This window comes from Acidobacteriota bacterium (assembly GCA_016184105.1).
GTDB lineage: Bacteria > Acidobacteriota > Vicinamibacteria > Vicinamibacterales > 2-12-FULL-66-21 > JACPDI01.
This window is the reverse complement of record JACPDI010000008.1, coordinates 62,265-79,829: the sequence shown is the minus strand read 5'-3', so window position 1 is coordinate 79,829 and position 17,565 is coordinate 62,265. Positions and strand designations below refer to the sequence as shown.

Sequence of the window (17,565 nt, the reverse complement as noted above, 5' to 3'; positions counted from 1 at the left end):
CCGCCCGCGCAGGCGGGCGAGCGGCGGCCGCCTGGACCGCAGGAGGCGCAGGCGGTCCTGCAGCGCATGGCCGAGCAGATGGGGCTGGTGCCAACCCCGACGCCGAACATCGTGCCCGCGCCGCCGGCGGGGCAGCAGTACCGGTTCTACTGGAACACGCCGACGGTGCTGTCGCCGCACAACCCGTCGGTCGTGTACATCGGCGGCGATCGCCTGTTCATCTCGCGCGACCGCGGCAGGACGTTCACGATGACGCAGGACCTGACGCGCAATTTCGACCGCTTCAAGAACCCGATCATGGGCGTCGCCGGAGATGCGCCCATGGCGTCGAAGCACGATGGCGCCGGCGCGTTCAGCAACGTCGTGACGATCTCGGAATCGCCGGTCGTGCCGGGCGTGCTCTGGATCGGCACCAACGACGGCAACGTGCAGGTGAGCCGCGATGGCGGCGCGGCCTGGAAGAATGTCGTCGCGAACGCCAAGGGGGTGCCCGACGGCACCCACGTGTCCAGGGTCGAAGCGTCGCACTTCGATGCCGGGACGTGCTACGTGACATTCGACGGTCATCGGACCGACGATCACACGCCGTACGTGTTCGTCACCAGGGACTTCGGCGAGACCTTCACGCCGATCTCTGAAGGATTGCCAGCGGGCAACGTCAACGTGATCCGCGAGGATCCGAAGAACCGCAGCCTGCTGTATCTCGGTACCGAGTACGGTTTCTTCGTGTCGCTCGACGCGGGAAAAAGCTGGAAGCGCTTCATGAACGGGCTGCCCACCGTGCGCGTGGACGACGTGAAGATCCATCCGCGCGACAACGACCTGATCCTGGGCACCCACGGGCGCAGCATCTGGATCATGGATGACATCTCGCCGCTCCAGAAGCTGACGCCGGAGGCGATGAGCGCCGGCGTCACGCTGTTCGAGCCGCGTCCCGCCACGATCTGGCGCGACGACATCCGCCGCCGCTACAACATGGGGGGCGCGAAGCACTTCCGCGGCGAGAACCCCGAAGACGGGACGATGATCAGCTATCACCTGGCGGGTGTGCCGGAGGGCGACGTCACGATCACGATCGGCGACGTGACGGGGCAGACGGTGCGCGAGATGAAGGGGACGAAGAACGCGGGCGTGAACCGCGTCCGCTGGAACCTGCGCGGGAACCCGCCGCCGCTGCCGCCGAACCTGGGCGACATGCTCGAGGCCGCGGGGATGCCGGGCGCCAGGCAGATGATCGCGCAGGTTCAGGCAGGGCAGGCCCCGCCTCCGGGCGGTGGCGGGTTTGCCGCGATGTTCCGCCGCATCATGGAAGGGCGCGCCGTGGAGCCGGGCACGTACCTCGTGAAGCTCACGGCCGGCGGCAAGACAGAGACGACGAAGGTCGTCGTGAACTGAGCATAAGGGGGACAGTCACACTTTCCTGTGCGCAGCTTGGGAAAGTGTGACTGTCCCCCTTATTGCCTCGTCCCGGTCCGCCGCGCCAGGCGCTGCGCGCGGGCGCGGGCGCGATCGACGCGCCGGGCCCGCGCGGCGGCGATCAGGCGCCGCGAGCGGCTGACCAGTCGCTCGGGCGTGAAGGGCTTCATGAGCAGCGAGATCAGCGTTCTGGGCAGCTGCGCGCGCGTGGCTCCGGACAGCGGCCAGCCCGTGACGACGAGCAGGGGAACACCCGCCGTCGAGGGCTCGTCGCGCAACAGGCGACAGAGCTGCCCGCCATCCATCCCGGGAAGCGCGAGATCGGCGATGACGAGGTCGGGCGGCGTGCTCCTGACCGACGCGAGCGCTTCGGCGGCGGTGCGGTGAGGCCACACGCGATAACCCGCAAAGGTCAATGCCTGGACAAACAACTCCCGGTTGCTCTCATCGTCCTCCACGACGAGGACGAGAGGGGCGTCGAGGGGAAACAGGGGCGCACCCATGCGCGGATACCAGTTTGGGGAAAGAAAATTATACGCCTTCTGCAGCTCCACATCCGGGCAGACGGACGCAGACCGGTGATTTTTTTCAATTGCCCGTATTTGTCCCACAGCGGTCCGCCTTCTTACGTGATTGTTACGGCGGTGTTCTTTATCGCGGAAATTGTCTGGAACGGCGATTGCGGTCGGTGCGTCGAACAGAGAGATGCGTTTTCTGACCATGATAGTGGCCGCGACCGTGTGGGTCTCGGCCGGTGTTGACATCGCGGGCGCGCAGCCCGCGGCCCGCTTCGCTGGCGTGGTGCGCGACCAGTCTGGCGGCGTGCTGCCCGGTGTCACCGTGACGATGACACCGGCGGGCGCCGCCGGCGACGTGCTGGTGCAGGTGACCGATGGGGGAGGGGCCTTCGAGTTTGGCGATCTGAGACCGGGGCCGTACACGCTCGTCCTCGCGCTTCCCGGATTCGAGGAGAAGCGGGAGACCGCGCTCCTGCGGCCCGGCGAAACCGGCGAGCGACAGTTCGTGCTCGTGCTGGCCACGCTGGCCGAAGCGGTCCAGGTCGTTGCGGAAGCGGCCGCGGTCCCTCAGGCACCGGCGGGCGAGGCGCACCTCGAAGAGCGCGTGCTCTCCGCGGTGCCGCTGGCGGCGGACCGGTTCGAGGATGCCCTGCCGTTGCTTCCGAGCACGATCCGCGGGCCCGACGGCCTCCTGAACATGAGCGGGGCGCGCGCCGAGCAGAGCGGATGGCTGGTCAACGGGATCAACGGCACCGACCCGGTGACCGGCGAAAACGCGATCCGGCTGCCGCTCGAGGCCGTCCAGGCGATTGACGTGCAGGCGGGCATTCATTCGGCGCAGTTTGGCAACGCGACCGGCGGCGTGACGAACGTCGTGACCCGGCCGGGCCAGGACTCGTTCGACTTCCAGTTTCAGAACTTCCTTCCGCGCGTCCGCATGAAGGACGGAGGGATGAAAGGGTTCGACTCGTTCACGCCGCGCCTGCGGGTGGCCGGCCCGATCCAGCGCGGGCGCGTCTGGTTCGCCGAGAGCGTCAATTACCGGTTCGTCCGCTCCAGGGTCAACGAGCTGGAAGCATTCGGGCTCGAGCGTGCCGAGCAGCAGTTCGAGAGCTTCGATTCGCTCACGCAGGTGGACTACGCGCTCGCGCCGTCGCATCGCCTCGTCGGCACGTTCCTCTGGTTCCCGCAGAACATCGACAACGTCCAGCTCGACACGTTGCATCCATTCGAGGCCACGCCCGATCTGGCGCAGCGCGGCTGGAACGCCGCCGTCGCCGAGCGGGCCATCCTCGGGTCGAGCACCATGCTGGACTCCTCGTTCTCCGCCAGGCAGTTCAATGTCGCCGTGCGGCCCAAGGCGGCGACGCCGTCGGAGCTGACGACCACGGGGGTGCGGCGGAACTACTTCAACCTGTTCGACCGCGACAGCCGGCGCTACGACGGCGCGCTCACGCTCACGACGTCGATGAAGGGGCGGGCGGGCGATCACCTTCTCAAGATCGGCGGAAGCGCGGCGCGCAGCAGCTACGACGGCGTCGACGCGAGCCTGCCGGTCCTCGTCATTCGCGCTGACGGCTCCCTCGTGCAGCGCATCGACTTTGCCGGCGGGGCGGCAGCGGGCGCGACCAACACGGCGCTGGCGGGGTTTGTCGAGGATCAGTGGATGCCGTTTTCGCGGGTGACGGTCCATGCCGGCGCCCGATATGCCTACGAGGGGATCGCCGGCGACCATACCGTGGCACCGCAGGTGGAGGTTTCACTCCGGCCGTCCAAAGGCGACCGAACGGTTCTCAAGGGAGGCTACGGGCGGTTCTACGACAAGCTGCCGCTCAATGCCAGAGACTTCGTGTCGCACCAGCGCCGGCGGTTGACCGGTTTCGAGGCGTCCGGGAGCACGGTGATCGAACTCGAGAACCGCGTGGCGGCGGCCGGGCTGCGCACGCCCCTGACGGAGACGTGGAACCTGGAGTTGGACCGGCTGCTGGGAAGCGTCTGGATGGTGCGGGTGCGGTATCAGGAGCGGCACGGCAAGCGCGAGCTGGTGGTCGACCCGCTGGACGGCGCGCTGACTCTTTCGAGCAACGGGCGATCGTATTCGCGGGACTTCGAGGTCACCGCCCGCCGGCGCGTCGCGAGTCACGGGGAGATCAATGTCTCCTACGTGCGGTCCAAGGCGCGCGGAAATCTCAACGACTTCGTCACGCTCTTCGGCACCATGCGCGAGGCCGTGATCCACCCCGACGAGTTCTCGCGCCAGCCGTTCGATGCGCCCGACAGGATCCTGGCGTGGGGCGTTGTCCATGTCCCCGGCGGCGTGACGCTCGCGCCCACGGTCGAGTATCGGACCGGCTTCCCGTTCACGACCCTGGACGAGCGGCAGCAGGTGGTCGGCTTTCGCAACCGTGGCGGGCGCTTCCCGGATCTCTTCACGCTCGACCTGCAGGCGACGAGGGAGATTCGCCTGACCGCGGCGCACCGGGCGCGTGTCGGCCTCCAGTTCTTCAACCTCACGAACCACTTCAACCCTCGGGACGTGCAGGAGAATCTCGGAAGCGCCGCCTTTGGCGAGTTCGCCAACAGCGTCGACCGGCAGGTGCGGCTGAAGTTCGCGCTGCTGTTTTAGAGGCGGAATAAGGGGGACAGTCACACTTTCCGGGGCCACTGCTTCGGAAAGTGTGACTGTCCCCCTTATTCACTTCTTCAATGCGCCAGGTGGAACGGCACGCTGGTCACAACCGCGTTCGGCCTGAACAGCAGCGCTCCCTTGATGAGCAGGGCACTCTGGTTGTGGAAGAGGTGGTGCCACCACCGCGCCGGAACAAATTCGGGCAGCACGATCGTCACGAAGCTGTCCGGCCGCTCGGCATCGACTCGCTCGATGTAATCCATCAGCGGCTCCATGAGCGACCGGTACGGCGAGTCCAGCAACACGAGCGGGACGCCCTGCCCCCACTGGCCCCATTCCGATCGAATCCGATCGCCAGATGCCGGATCGACGTCCACGTAAACCGCTCGGACGTCGGGCGACAGGGTCTTCGCATACTCAATCGCCTGGACGACGGCCCGATGCACGCCGCTGATCGGAACCAGGACGGTGTTGCTGCGGCGCGACGGCGCCCATCCCTTCAGTGAGAGCTGGCCGGCTACCAGTTGGTAGTGGCGTCGCGTCATCCGGAAAAAGATGACATGAAGGGGGATCAGGAGAAGCACGATCCAGGCGCCTTCGTGCGCTTTCGTCACCGCAACGACGATCAGGACGACCCCGGTGACGGCGGCTCCAAACCCGTTGATGAGCGCGCTCGTCTTCCAGGCCGGCCCCCGCAGGCGCATCCAGTGCGCGACCATGCCGGCCTGCGAGATGGTGAACGAGACGAAGACGCCAATCATGTAGAGCGGAATCAGTGAGTGCGTGTCCCCGCCGTAAGCGACGAGCAGGATCGCGGCGAAGAGGCTCAGGCCGATGATGCCGTTCGAGAACGCGAGCCGGTCCCCCTGGTTCGCGAGCTGGCGTGGCAGGTATCGGTCACGCGCAAGGATCGACGCCAGTCGCGGGAAGTCGGCGTAGGCCGTATTGGCCGCCAGCACGAGGATGAGCATCGTCGCCCCCTGAACGGCGTAGTAGAACAGGCCGCGCCCTTCGAACACGCCGCGCGCGATCTGCGAGACCACCGTTTCCTGTTCGCTTGGAACAATCGCGAACGCGCGCGCGAGGAGCGTGATGCCCAGAAACATCGCGATCGACAGTGCTGCCATGGCCAGCATCGTGGCAGCCGCGTTCCGTGCCTCGGGCCGGCGGAACGCCGGGACGCCGTTCGAGACCGCCTCCACGCCGGTCATGGCCGTGCAACCGTTGGAAAACGCGGTGAGGAGCAGGAAGAGCGTCAGCGGCGACGCTGAGGGATGAAGCGGCGCAACCGTGGCAACGGGCTCGACTGCGCCGCTCAGAACGCGCCAGGCACCTACGCCGATCATCGCGAGCAGGCTCACGATGAAGAAGTAGGTCGGCAGCGCGAAGATCCGGCCCGATTCCCGAACGCCTCGCAGGTTGCCCACCATGAGCACCAGGACGAATCCGAGGGTCAGCTCGACGCGGTTCAGATGCCATTGAGGAAAGGCCGACGTGAGCGCGGCGACGCCGGCGGCAATGCTGACCGCCACGGTGAGGACGTAGTCGATCAGCAGTGCCCCGGCCGCGACGAGCGCCGGCAGCTCGCCGAAGTTGTCCTTGGCGACGATGTATGCGCCGCCACCGCCCGGATAGGCGTGGATCGTCTGGCGGTACGAGAAGACCACCACAGCGAGGATCGACGCGATGACGACGGCGATCGGCGTCACGAAGCTGAGGGCGCTGATTCCCACCAGCATCAGCACGCGCAGGATCTCCTCGGTCGCATACGCGACAGAGGACAGCGGGTCTGACGAGAGAACCGCCAGACCGGTGAAACGGGAGAGACGCTCGCGCTCGGCGTGGTGTGACGGGATCCGTGTACCGACGACGAGCCGCTTGACCTGGGAGAGGAACCCCTCTTCAGGCATGGGTCGGGCCTCGAAAGAAGCCGCACGATCCGGCTGCCCGAAAAAACGAAAGCCACAGCGCGCGAGGCTCTGTGGCTTTCAGATGCCAGAAGTGCGCTTCCGTTAAGAGCCGGCGAGGTTAGCTGACGGGCTAGGACTCGGAAGTGTCCCGTGGCTTACAGCCACTGCGCCCCTGAAGGCTCGAGGCCTTCGCTGGTTCCCCCGCTTCCCGCGAATGGCGCGGGAATTAGGCACGAAATCAACCTACACCTGTGCGTGCCGGATGTCAACGGACGCGCCTTCGTCACCGAGCGGTCACATCACCAGCACCTTCACGTCCGGGTAGCCCATCAACCTGAGGATGAAGTAGTTGGCCGCCGCTTCACCCGGATCGTCGGAGTAGCAGACGAGCTCCGCATACCGCGGCACCCCGGCCTTGCTGAGGATGTTCCAGATGTCCTTTGCGGCTTTGGGCGTGCCGTCGGCGTTCAGAAGATCGGTGTACGGGACGTGAACAAGCTTGCCGTCCTGAGCTTGTGCAGGGACCTTGTCGCCGGAAGCAATGAAGACCTTCGGGTAAAGCCCCCGCGTGTTGTTCGCGTTCGCAACGATCACGTCCTTCCGGAAATCTCCCGGATACATCGCCGGGGGGATGGACACGTCCTGGCGCCCTTTCTTCGGGCCCACGAGCGTGGCGTCCCTCGTTACGGCAAAACCAAGCTTCGCCCATTCGTCCATGGAGTCCATGAAGACAGAGACCTTTTTCTGTCCCAGCTTCTCGAGCATCGTGAACGCCAGGGCGGAGTCTTTCGTCAGCCCTGCGTCTGAGACGACGACCGCCTCGTGAGACGCATCGACGCCGGCCGGCCCCAGAATCTCCGCGAGCTTTTCGGGAGCGTCGAGATGACTCTTGAAGACGTCGGCCGGGACGTTGAGCGCAAACGGCACGTGTCCCAGGTTGAATGCATCAGCAGGCCGCACGTCGATGATGGTGATCTGCGCGGCTCCGACCATCCGCATCCTCTGTCCGCCCCAGGCCTGCAGCCAGTGCGCGTCCCTCAACAGGAATGGGGCGTCGTAGGTCCAGTAGGGGAGTTCCCGCTCGTCGGACAGCCATCCCATCTGCGATTCGACGTACAGCTTGACCTTCGGATAATTCAGGATCGATTTCAGCGCGAAGAACGGCACGCTCGCCGACACTCCGCCGCCGCAATGGCTGTGGATCTGCTGTTCCGGTCGAATCCCGAGATACGCCAGCATCTTGCGGATCTCGTCCGCTGATTTGAACGTCTTGTCCGGATTGAAGAAGTCGGCGCTGGGCAGCAGGATGGCGTTGGGGATGTGGCCGGCTCTGTCGAAGGCGAGGGTCTCTCCAAAATGCCAGTCGGGTCCGAGCGCTTCCAGCAACACGTTATTGGCCGGGTCGCCGGAGGCGGCGAGGAATTCCGGCAGCCTGACTCGCACGTCTTCGTTGACGTGAGTGATCTTGAAGGAGCCTTTCGCCGGGGCGGGCGTGACGTCCTTGGTCACGGGCAGTCCCTGCGCCTCCCACCTGGAGAGTCCGCCGTCCAGGACGAACAGGTTCTTTGTCGGGAAGCCGTGATGGTAGAGGGAGAAGAAAAGCCTGGTGGCGAAGAACGTGCCCCCCTGGTCGTACAAGACGACCTTCCTCCCAGGGCTGACTCCCCAGGCCTGGTACCGCTGTTCCATCTCCGCGATCGGCTTTTCCGGGAAGCCGTAGGTGAGGAAGTCGACGCCGACCGCTCCGGGGATGTGTTTTGCCGCGTAGATCTGACCGGGCGAGGCGTCGAGCACCAGGAGGCCGGCGTCTTTGAGATGCGTCTGAAGCCAGTTGACGGTGACGAGATTGCCGTTGACGCCTTCAGCCGCCGTGAGCGGCTGGGTCAAGGTGAGCAGGCAGCCTGCGATGACTGCGAGGAGCCGGTGCCCGGCAGCGTTCGACATGTGATCCTCCATCGGCTTGCGTGAGGACGTTGTTCAGCCGACAACGGAGTGCGGTCTGGCGATGGAGAGAGATACGAGCGGGAGGGTGGCGGAGTTCCGCCGGGGCACCGCGGAGGCGAAGTGTCATCGTGTAACCCTCAGAAACGCACTCGGAGACCGAATTGAAGGCTTCGCGGCTCACCCACGGCAGTGATTTGGCCGAACGTCGCCGCCGGCGTGGCTGGATAGACGCCCGATCCGAAGTTGCCGTTGCGCGTGACCACGTTTTCTCGGCTGGTGAGATTGAATGCTTCCACCAGCCCTTCGACGGCGATACGGCCGGTCACGGGGAACACGCGGGCGATGCGGGCATTCAGCGTGAAGAAGGCGGTGCCGGTGCCCGCATTGCGCGGGATGAAGGTGACGGCCCGCACGTCGAGCGGCACGGGCGTGGCGCCGTTGACGACGGGCCGGCCGGCCGAACCCTGGATCGTCGTGACGCCGGACGTGATGTTCAGCGGCGGCGCTGAGTACGCTTGCAGCAGTCCGCTGATCACAAACCCGTGCGTGATCCGCCGCCACAGCGTCGAGCCCGGCGTGGTCGGCGAGTGCAGGGTGCCGCTGATGACGAGACGGTGCCGCTGGTCATCGTCCGAACGGCCCCAGTCCCTGGACAGATCGGCCGGATCGATCGGCGAGCTGAAGAAGAACTCGCCCACGTTGTTCATCGATTTCGACAACGTGTACGAGACGCGATAGTGACCCCATCGGCTGGGGCGTCGAACGAGGGACACGTGCAGCCCGTGATAGTCCGACTCGCCGGCTGACGAATACTGGCTGTGATTCGCGTAGTCCGCGACCGGACGACAGCCGTTGTTCGTACCCGCCGCCACGCACGTGGGGACGTTCTGGTTCACCGACATGAGGAGGTGGAGGCCGCGCACGTACTGATAGCCGGCGCTCACCGTCATCCGCTCGCCAATCTGGTGCTCGACCTCGACGCCGGCCTGCCGCGAGTACGCGTTCTGGAGGCGCCGATCCATCGTCGTGAGGCTCGGCAACGTGACCGACGTGACCGGCGCACCGAGGATGGCCGGGAAGACCGGCGCGCCCGTCTGAGCCGGCGACAGGGTGATGCTGGTCTGGCGCAGCTTCGTCAGATCCGTCGTATTGCCGGCCGACAGCAGCGCATTGGAGAGGGCGCGCAAGGGTACGCGGTCGTAGAACAGCCCCGCGCTTCCGCGAACCACCGTGCGCCGCGACTGGAAGGGCGACCACGCCACGCCGACACGCGGCGCCACGTTGTTGGTATCCGTATCAATCGTGTCCAGCCACTGCAGGTCGTATCGCACGCCGAGATTCAGCGTGAGCGCCGGCGTCACCTTCCACTCGTCCTGCGCGTACACCCCGAGGTTCGGATTGGTCTGCGATACCTCGGTTGCGCCGAACGTCTGCGTGAAGCCGGCGTTGTTGTAGGCGCCCGCGAGGAAGCGTGCGAGCGACGAAAACGTGTAGGTGCCGCGCACCGCGCGCGGAAATGAAATCCGATCGTCGTTGTAGAGAACATCCAGGCCAGCGCGGATGGCGTGCACGCCTGCCTGGTGGGACACGCTGTTGACCACTTGATAGAGGGTATTGATTCGCCCCGTGGGGCTGTTCGACAACCGGCCGAACGAGGCGACCCCGGCGATATTCACCGCCGGGCCGGTCGGATCGCTCGGCGGCGCCTGCAGGTCGCCGTGCGCCGCCTGCGCGCGTGTTTCAAGGACCGTCCGGCTTCCAAGGCTCAACGTGTTGCTCACGGCGAGCGCTTGATCCCGGTTGTCCAGGCGGGACGAAGCGGTGGGCGCGCTGAGACCGCCCGCCCCTCGCGAGTTCTCGGACGTGACGTCGTAGAGGCTGTACCGCACGCTCAGTTGACCGCGGCTGCCGAGCGCATGATCGATCTTCGACAGGACATTGGTCGAATCCACCGGATTGGCGTAGATGCCGGTCGTCACCGCGGCGCCCTGGTAGCCAACCGCGGCCAGGCGTGCGTTGATCGCATTCGCGCTTCCCCCCGAGATCGTCACCAGGCCCGACTGGTCGAGCCGCCGCTGTTCGATGTTGCCGAAGTAGAACGCGCGATTGCTCACGATCGGGCCGCCGAGACTGCCGCCAAACTGCCACTGGCGCATCGGCAGCTTCGTGCGCGAGAGCGGGTTGACCGCGTTGAGCCGATCGTCGCGGACGTAGTTATAAGCCGCGCCGCGCACGACGTTCGTCCCGCTCCGGGTGACGATGTTGATGTAGCCCCCCAAGGCGCGCCCCAGCTCCGCCTGCGCGCCCGATGTCACGACCTGGAACTGGTCGATGGCATCCACCCCGTACGTGATTCCGCTCAGCGCCGCCGCGTCGTCGTTTGCCGAGAGTCCGTCGACGATGAAGTTGTTCGAGAGATTGCGCTGACTCGCCACCGACAGGCTCAGACCCGGCACGGCTGACGTTTCGGGAAAGAGTTGCGCGCCGGCGACATTGGTCGGCGAGACGCCCGGAACCAGCAACGCCAGCTCGAGAAACTGCCGGCCGTTCATCGGAAGGTCCCGGACTTCGGTCTGGTCGACGGTGCTCACGATCTGACTGCGCGCGGCGTCGAGGACCGTGGCGACCGCGGTGACCGCCACGCTGGCGTCTACGCCGGCAACGGCCAGCGAGATCGGGAGCTCGAAGGCGGCACCCGCTGCCAGGGTGAGCGACCGCGCGGCCTCACCAAATCCTGGATGGCGAACGACGATCTCGTAGGTCCCGACCCGTAAGTACGGAAACCGGAACCGGCCTTCCTGATCGGTTGTCGCCGTACCCCCTACGTGTGTTTCGATGTGGCGCGCGGACACCTGCGCGCCGACGATGACCGCACCTGACGAATCTGTGACACGCCCGCTGAGGCTGGCAACGTCGATCGATTGCTGCGCTCGAGCGGGCGTGGAGCCTGCGATCGCGATGATCGCAAGCGCCATGACGCCTGCACGCGACACGGAACACCTCTCGCGAAGAAACGACACCACACGGCCGCCGGGCACACGGGTGCCCGATGGCAGAAGACGTGAGGGGTGTTACGCGCGAGGAGGCGGCGGATCGGGCGGTGCGGGACGGAGCGACGCCGGCGGGAGATCGAAAGCGGGAGCCGCCGTGACGGGCATCGGAACGAAGGTCGTGGTCGTCGCGGTCAGGACACCGCCGACGCTGAGCAGCGCGGCAAGAATCGCCGTACTGCTGTCGCGGGGGGCACGCATCGAGCACTGCGTACTCGCCGTCCCCCGATGGTGCATGCCACAGAGTGCGTGGTCATCGTGCGTGCACGTGCATTCGGGCGGCTTGTCCGCTCCGGTCCACCAGAACAGGACGGGCGCGCTCACGATCGCACCGACCTGGCAGAAGAGCCAACCGGCGATGACTGGCGCGAGCGCGCGACGCACGTGCTTCATGGGCGACCTGACTCATTATGAATCGTACCGGGAAAGCGAATCGTGCTCGAAAGCCCCGGAGGGCGATTAGTGTGAGTTGGGCCACTGCGGCCGGCTCAGGATCGGCCGCGTCGCATCCCCATCAAGAGCCGGCCCATGTGTCTCCCCATGGCCGCCGTGATGGGCGGAGGCGTGTCGGGGTGCGAGGCGCGCAGGCCGGCCTCGAGCGGTTCGGGCCACGGCTCCGGGAAGTGCACGATCGTTCCCGGCTCGGTCGCCTCCTCCAGCACCTGGAGCGCGCGCAGCACGACCCGGCGCTGCAGTTGCGTGTCGTGCGGCCGGCCGACGATGTGACCGAATGGGAACTCCACGGCCAGCGACCGCGGCGCGCCGACGCGCTCGGACCAGAACGGCATGTTCGTCACCATCACCGTCGCCATCCCCGCGGCCTCGAACAGACGTGCCAGCACGGGCACGTTCGCTGCGCACTCGGGTCACGCGGTGGTCAGCAACACGCAGTCGGCGCCGTCAGCCAGCAGGCGGTCGCGCACGGCCGGACCGTACACGTCCCTCCACCCGCGCAGGTCGGCGGGGAAGCCCTGATATCCCATGAACGAGTAGGCGTGAGGGGCGAGCGCTCCAACGCGGCGCTCCGCGACCAGCTCCTGGAAGCGCTGGATGGGCAGCAGGACGTTCATGTCGGCCAGCGCGCCGCGCCGGTTGATGTGCAGATGGCTGACGCCCACCTCGCCGGGCGCCATATCGACCGGGAGGGTGCGGAAGCTCGGGTCGCCCCATGCCGGTTCCCGGGCTTCACGCTCCTCGTCGAAGGGCGCCTCATGCCCCTTGCGGTACAGACCGCCCGAGGTCACCAATCCGAAGCGACACTCGCCGAGCGGCTTGCGGACGCGTGTGAACGGGATTGGGAGATCCTTCCGGACGGAGCTGAGCTGGTAGTAGCGCTTGATCAACGGCGGGAGGTAACGAAAGCTGTCGACGTCCATGATGATCGTGCCGCCTCCAGGCGCGTACGGCGGTTGCGCTGTTTGATAGTCAACATTATGTTCGAAACGACGCCAGCGTCCTCGTCTGCGCCTTCGACGCGTCAGCCGGCAGGAAGAAGGCCGCAGCCGAACAGCTCGTTGCGCGCCTGTGGGAGGCCGGCACCGGCGGTCTCAGCGTCCAGGTCCCGCAGGAGTTCTTGTCACGGTGACCGGGAAGGTCGCCAAGCCTCTTTCGATTAAGGAAGCGGCCGGCCGTGTGCGCGAGTTCGGCGTATGGAAGGTATTCGCGCCAGGCGGGGACGATGTCGTTCGCGCGATTGCGCTGCAGAAGGAAACGAAATTAAGTTTCTGGGACGCGACGATCGTTCACGCCGCCGCGGAATCGGGATGCGACGTGTTGTGGACGGAAGATCTCGGCGATGGCCAGGTGACTAGGGGGGCGCATCCGCGATCCGTTCGCTTGGAAGCAGGCCGCCAAGGAGCGAGGGGCGGCCGAGGCCGATTGAACGGTATTCGAGTTTCGACAGCGGCGACGACGAGCGCTCTGCGGTATTGACCGAGGTCGTCGCGATCGGTTGAGGAAAGTCGCTGAAAGGCAAAACGCGCCAGTCTACGCCGGCGCGTTTTGCAGAAGTGTGGTTGCGGGGGGCTCGCAACCGGCGGTACTTGCAACTGTGGAGGGGTGCGGCGTAACCAGCAAGGACCCCGATTAACCCCGCCATCGCGCAGTCGGCGTGACCAACAACGGGCCTAGGTTCGCCGTAACACCACCAGCGGATCGAGCGTGACGATGTGACGCGTTGCGAAGAATACAGCCGCACCGGCCAGCGTCGCACATCCGACGCCCACCGCGGCCCACAACGCGGGCGTCGTCCCCGCCAGCGTTGTTAATTCAGCAAACATGATCCGAGTCAGACCGAAAGTAAATGCAGCTCCCGCGCCGAAAGCCGCGGCAATTAGCTTTGTCTCCCGTGCGAGGACCATCGTGAGCACGCGCCGCGGGGCGGCGCCCAGCGCCAACCGGATGCCAAACTCTCGAGTGCGCTGCGCTACGGATTGGCTCACGACAGCGAATACACCGGTCGACGCGAGGAGAAGGGCTATCACGCAGAGAGCGCCGATCAGCTTCCAGACGACTAGCCCCGCGCCACCGTCGTGCTCAGCCTCGAGCTCGTCGGACACGATGCGTGGTCTAGGAGTGGTGCCGCCGGGCGAGATGTCCATCAGGTCCGAAGCGATCGGCCTCAGAAGCCTGTGGGGATCGCCACCCACTCTTGCCAGTACCAGTGCGTCGCCGCGTTCCGGGCGCGCGTAGGGGACGTACACATCGGGCGGCACCAGGCCGGCTCGGGTGAGGGGTCCGAAATCGACCGCGTCGCGGCAGATGCCAATTACAACGAGGCTCCCGACGGTCCCTCCAACGCGCCGCACCTGCATTCCCAGCGCATCGCCCTGAGGTGCCAGCAGGCGCGCGGCAGACTCGCTGATGACGGCAACACCTGCCGCCGGGCTGACTTCGTCGTGACTGAATGGCCGTCCCCGCACGATTGGTAGACGGATGGTATCGAAGAACGACGGACCGACACCGATTAGTGATACGAAGACAGTTCCCGTCGCGTCCGCCTGCAGTTGCTCTGCCTGACTCCGAACGATCATGCCTCCCATCATCGCGGAGGTGCGCGTGGTGTCCTCCACGCCCGGCATCCTTCGGACGCGAGTCATGACCTCATCGACATCACCCACAGGTACCGTCACAGCCACGAGACGCTCGGCGGCAAAGTGAGGTGCCGCCCCGCTGATCCCGGAGATGATCGTGGTAATCAACGCGGCGAAGACAATGAGCCCGACTGCAGATGCGAGCTCCAAGAAAACGACGAGATCGCGCGCGCCGTACGCCGCGATGTGAATTCGGTACCGAGCGGGCACTCCATTGAGCGAGGCGGCGACGTCGCGTCTGGAAAGCCGTACCGCCGGCACCGCTCCAAACAACACGGACGAACCGATCGCCGTGGAGAGGGCGAGTGGCAGCAGGTCCAACCCAGTCCCAAGCCGGTCTGCCATCGCCGGCTGGATCGCCGCCAGTGCATACCCGACGGCTCGCAGGGTACCAATCGCGAGAGCGCAGCCAAGCGTTCCTCCGGCCGCCGCAAGCAAGAGGTTTTCCGCGAAGAGCTGACGCACGATGCGTGTTCGAGTGGCGCCGAGCGCCCGTTGAATGCTCAATTCGGTATCGCGTTGCACACCGCGCGCCATCAGCATGCAGCCGACATTGATGCATGCAATCAACAGCACCAGCATCGCGGGACCGAGCGTTAGCGTCATCGTCGTCGCGGCACGCTGCTTCTGATCGTCGGCAATTGGAATCGCACGCCAAGTGCCCTGACGACGCGCCCGCGCGAGTGCCGAGAGCTCTGCGTGAGCCCCTGGCCAGCTTGCGTCATCGCAAAGTCGTGCGAACACCGCGACGCTTGCGGGCGCGCCGATAGCCCGCCGTTCCAGTGGAACCCAGAGGTCAGCTGTCACCCCAACCAATGAAAAGTGAAAGGACCGTGGCATGACGCCGACGACGCCGCGCTCGATGCCATCGACGACGAGCGTCGCATCAACGAGCGATCGGCCGTTGAACCGGTTGCGCCAGACTGCATCACTGACGATGACTTTCGGTTGCGCAGGATCGGAGTCTGCCGGACCGATCAGGCGTCCCTGGGCGGCGACGACGCCCATCGCCGCGAAAAAGGCTGGAGACGCGTACCCAGCCGTCATGGTGCGCTGACTCTCAGCGGTTCCAACGGTCACATCACGCTGTGTGTACGCGCCGATCGCAGCGAACGATCCCGCGCGAGAAAGGTTGGCATCGTACTCGCCGAGCGAAACGGGGACGCGCTCCCTGCCAGCGCCGTCAGCCGAGTAGATGCGCCCGAGGCGCTCGATGTCCGGCAGGCCGGAGAAGTCCGTCAGCGTCGCGCGCGCGAGGGCGTACAGGCTGGTCGTGGCGCCAATTCCGATGCCGAGTATCAGGACCGCGGTAAGAGCTCCTCCGCGCCAACGAGCAAGCGCGCGTGCGGCGAAACGGAACTCGGCGAACATAATTGTTCCCCTCTGCGCCGGAATGTCGACGGTAGGTTGACGATCCCGCATGGCGCGTACCGTCGAGCTTACACGCAGCACGCGAGTAACCAAGAGTCGGTGGAGGGCTTGGCGGCGGCTCCCCGCAGGGAACTTGGTCAGGCCGCGACGACGCTAATTCGGGCGGTCTTGCGCGACCGGGGCTTTCGTCGAATGACGATCTCCACGTACGAGAGGCCCACCCATATGTCATGCACTCGTTCTTCAAACCGATCCTCAGGAATCAGGCTCGGAACCAGGCGCGAATGATCGATACCGGAAGAGCGGAGAAGATCGTGTCCGTTGGCGATCCCTCTTAAGCGGCCCTCAAGTCTGCCCTCGCCCTGGTTGTAGCGTGCCAGGGTTTCCACCAGGAAGGTTCGGCTGTCGGCCCAACGCCGAAACGCGAGCAGCCAGGCGGCGACGTGTTCGCACTGCTGAATAATGATCGTGTGAATCGAAATGAAGTGGGCTCGCCGTCGATCGGCGTCAGATTCGGCCTCATGTGCCTCATTCAGCACGCGCGCCTGCTGCGCGAGAACCATTCGACCGAACCACATGTAGTCGAGGAGGAACCGACGTTCGAAGGACGTGTTGTCCATGTGGCCGAGAATCGCATCGCGGGAGCGTGCCGTGGCGACCGGGAGTAGCCTGCGAAAGCCGGGGCCAGCACGCTGTCCGCCAACGACACGCGCTGATCCCGCCGCGCGCCGGCACGTGTCCGTTGTGCCGTCGAGAACGCCGGCGAAGCTCTTGAGCTTCCGAGTGTATCGGTCCGCTCTCTCTGCCTCGCGGGCAAGTCTCTACTTCGCCCAGTTCTCGACCACCAACCCTCTGAAACGCGCGAAGTCTTTGTGATTAGTCGTCGCGAGAATAAGCCCGTTGACGTGGGCGATCGCCGCGATCTGACCGTCGACGAACGGCGCCGGCCGACCCGCCGCTTCAAGTCTGGCCCTCTCCTCGCCGTGCCAGGTGGCCGCAGCCTCATCGTACGGCAGGATCGGAAACGACCCGTGCACGACGTCGCGCAGATACGCCTCCAGAGCAGCGCGGCGTTTCCCCTTTGGAAGCCGCCGACATCCGTAAGTCATTTCGTGCCATACAGGCGCCGCAATTGCGCACTCTGGACCGCGCTTGTCCAAACGCTCAAGAATCGCGGGATTGGGAGTCTTCGACATCGGTGCGGAAACGATGCCCGTGTCGAGGAGGTATGCGAGCTTCAGAACGACACCTTGCGGCCGGTGGTTCTGTCGCGCGCGGAGACGGCGAAGTCGTTATCGACGCCAACCTCTTGAAGCGAATATGTCTTGAGAAACTTCCTGTAAGCGTCGCGGAAATGTAGCCGCTTTCCACGGAGCCGCTCAAATTCCCGATGCGACACCAGCACGGCAACCGGATGACCTCGGCGCGTCAGTTCGACTTCGACACCAGCCTCAGCCTGGTCAACGATCTTAGGTAGGCGTGAGCGGGCTTCGGCGATGGAATACCTCTGAGACATGCCGTCAATGTACATCTAGATGTACATCAATGCAAGCGCGTCGTGACTGGCCAGCCTAAACGAAGTCGGCCGGCGATACGCGCAAGCCCGACAACGCTCCGTCGGGCACGTCGAACGTG

General features: G+C 65.6%; 13 protein-coding genes. 2 read left to right on the top strand and 11 right to left on the bottom strand.

The window, feature by feature from the left end; genetic code table 11:
* A partial coding sequence (locus HYU53_02450) for a hypothetical protein (protein MBI2220051.1) occupies positions 1-1,395 on the top strand: 1,395 nt, incomplete at its 5' end.
* A 59-nt stretch (positions 1,396-1,454) separates the two neighbouring features.
* On the opposite strand, the gene HYU53_02445 is transcribed toward HYU53_02450, so the two are convergent.
* Positions 1,455-2,138 carry a response regulator gene (locus HYU53_02445; GenBank protein MBI2220050.1) on the bottom strand — a complete coding sequence of 228 codons (684 nt, stop codon included), beginning with the start codon at positions 2,136-2,138 and terminating at the stop codon, positions 1,455-1,457.
* Between HYU53_02445 and HYU53_02440 the strand changes: the two genes are divergently transcribed.
* Complete coding sequence (locus tag HYU53_02440) at positions 2,137-4,560, top strand: TonB-dependent receptor (protein MBI2220049.1); 2,424 nt, start codon at positions 2,137-2,139, stop codon at positions 4,558-4,560. The genes HYU53_02445 and HYU53_02440 overlap by 2 nt on opposite strands.
* A gap of 77 nt (positions 4,561-4,637) precedes the next feature.
* Here HYU53_02440 and HYU53_02435 read toward each other — a convergent pair whose 3' ends face one another.
* The 10 genes from HYU53_02435 to HYU53_02390 form a co-directional block, all read right to left on the bottom strand.
* Positions 4,638-6,473 (bottom strand): APC family permease, encoded by a 1,836-nt coding sequence (locus tag HYU53_02435; GenBank protein MBI2220048.1) that lies wholly within the window; start codon positions 6,471-6,473, stop codon positions 4,638-4,640.
* A 294-nt stretch (positions 6,474-6,767) separates the two neighbouring features.
* The gene (locus HYU53_02430; GenBank protein MBI2220047.1) at positions 6,768-8,417 is read right to left on the bottom strand and encodes a hypothetical protein; all 1,650 of its coding nucleotides are present in this window, start codon (positions 8,415-8,417) and stop codon (positions 6,768-6,770) included.
* 137 nt (positions 8,418-8,554) lie between these two features.
* The gene (locus tag HYU53_02425; protein ID MBI2220046.1) at positions 8,555-11,392 is read right to left on the bottom strand and encodes a TonB-dependent receptor; all 2,838 of its coding nucleotides are present in this window, start codon (positions 11,390-11,392) and stop codon (positions 8,555-8,557) included.
* A gap of 96 nt (positions 11,393-11,488) precedes the next feature.
* Complete coding sequence (locus HYU53_02420; protein MBI2220045.1) at positions 11,489-11,860, bottom strand: hypothetical protein; 372 nt, start codon at positions 11,858-11,860, stop codon at positions 11,489-11,491.
* Between the two features lie 95 nt (positions 11,861-11,955).
* Positions 11,956-12,309, bottom strand: a complete 354-nt coding sequence (locus tag HYU53_02415) for a hypothetical protein (GenBank protein ID MBI2220044.1) — start codon at positions 12,307-12,309, stop codon at positions 11,956-11,958.
* 24 nt (positions 12,310-12,333) lie between these two features.
* A complete protein-coding gene (locus tag HYU53_02410) occupies positions 12,334-12,843 on the bottom strand; it encodes a hypothetical protein (protein ID MBI2220043.1) in 510 nt (169 codons plus the stop codon).
* Between the two features lie 750 nt (positions 12,844-13,593).
* On the bottom strand, positions 13,594-15,930 hold the full coding sequence (locus tag HYU53_02405) for an ABC transporter permease (GenBank protein ID MBI2220042.1): 2,337 nt from the start codon (positions 15,928-15,930) through the stop codon (positions 13,594-13,596).
* 137 nt (positions 15,931-16,067) lie between these two features.
* Positions 16,068-16,550 carry a hypothetical protein gene (locus tag HYU53_02400; protein ID MBI2220041.1) on the bottom strand — a complete coding sequence of 161 codons (483 nt, stop codon included), beginning with the start codon at positions 16,548-16,550 and terminating at the stop codon, positions 16,068-16,070.
* 201 nt (positions 16,551-16,751) lie between these two features.
* A complete protein-coding gene (locus HYU53_02395) occupies positions 16,752-17,171 on the bottom strand; it encodes a type II toxin-antitoxin system VapC family toxin (protein ID MBI2220040.1) in 420 nt (139 codons plus the stop codon).
* Complete coding sequence (locus tag HYU53_02390; protein MBI2220039.1) at positions 17,168-17,461, bottom strand: type II toxin-antitoxin system Phd/YefM family antitoxin; 294 nt, start codon at positions 17,459-17,461, stop codon at positions 17,168-17,170. The genes HYU53_02395 and HYU53_02390 overlap by 4 nt, the downstream gene beginning before the upstream one ends.
* Positions 17,462-17,565: the final 104 nt, after the last annotated feature.

Bases quoted from the DNA above. Each gene is read 5' to 3' on its own strand.
- HYU53_02440 (MBI2220049.1), top strand. From the start codon at position 2,137: ATGATAGTGGCCGCGACCGTGTGGGTCTCGGCCGGTGTTGACATCGCG.
- HYU53_02445 (MBI2220050.1), bottom strand. From the start codon at position 2,138: ATGGTCAGAAAACGCATCTCTCTGTTCGACGCACCGACCGCAATCGCC.
- HYU53_02435 (MBI2220048.1), bottom strand. From the start codon at position 6,473: ATGCCTGAAGAGGGGTTCCTCTCCCAGGTCAAGCGGCTCGTCGTCGGT.
- HYU53_02430 (MBI2220047.1), bottom strand. From the start codon at position 8,417: ATGTCGAACGCTGCCGGGCACCGGCTCCTCGCAGTCATCGCAGGCTGC.
- HYU53_02425 (MBI2220046.1), bottom strand. From the start codon at position 11,392: ATGGCGCTTGCGATCATCGCGATCGCAGGCTCCACGCCCGCTCGAGCG.
- HYU53_02420 (MBI2220045.1), bottom strand. From the start codon at position 11,860: ATGAAGCACGTGCGTCGCGCGCTCGCGCCAGTCATCGCCGGTTGGCTC.
- HYU53_02410 (MBI2220043.1), bottom strand. From the start codon at position 12,843: ATGGACGTCGACAGCTTTCGTTACCTCCCGCCGTTGATCAAGCGCTAC.
- HYU53_02405 (MBI2220042.1), bottom strand. From the start codon at position 15,930: ATGTTCGCCGAGTTCCGTTTCGCCGCACGCGCGCTTGCTCGTTGGCGC.
- HYU53_02400 (MBI2220041.1), bottom strand. From the start codon at position 16,550: ATGGACAACACGTCCTTCGAACGTCGGTTCCTCCTCGACTACATGTGG.
- HYU53_02390 (MBI2220039.1), bottom strand. From the start codon at position 17,461: ATGTACATTGACGGCATGTCTCAGAGGTATTCCATCGCCGAAGCCCGC.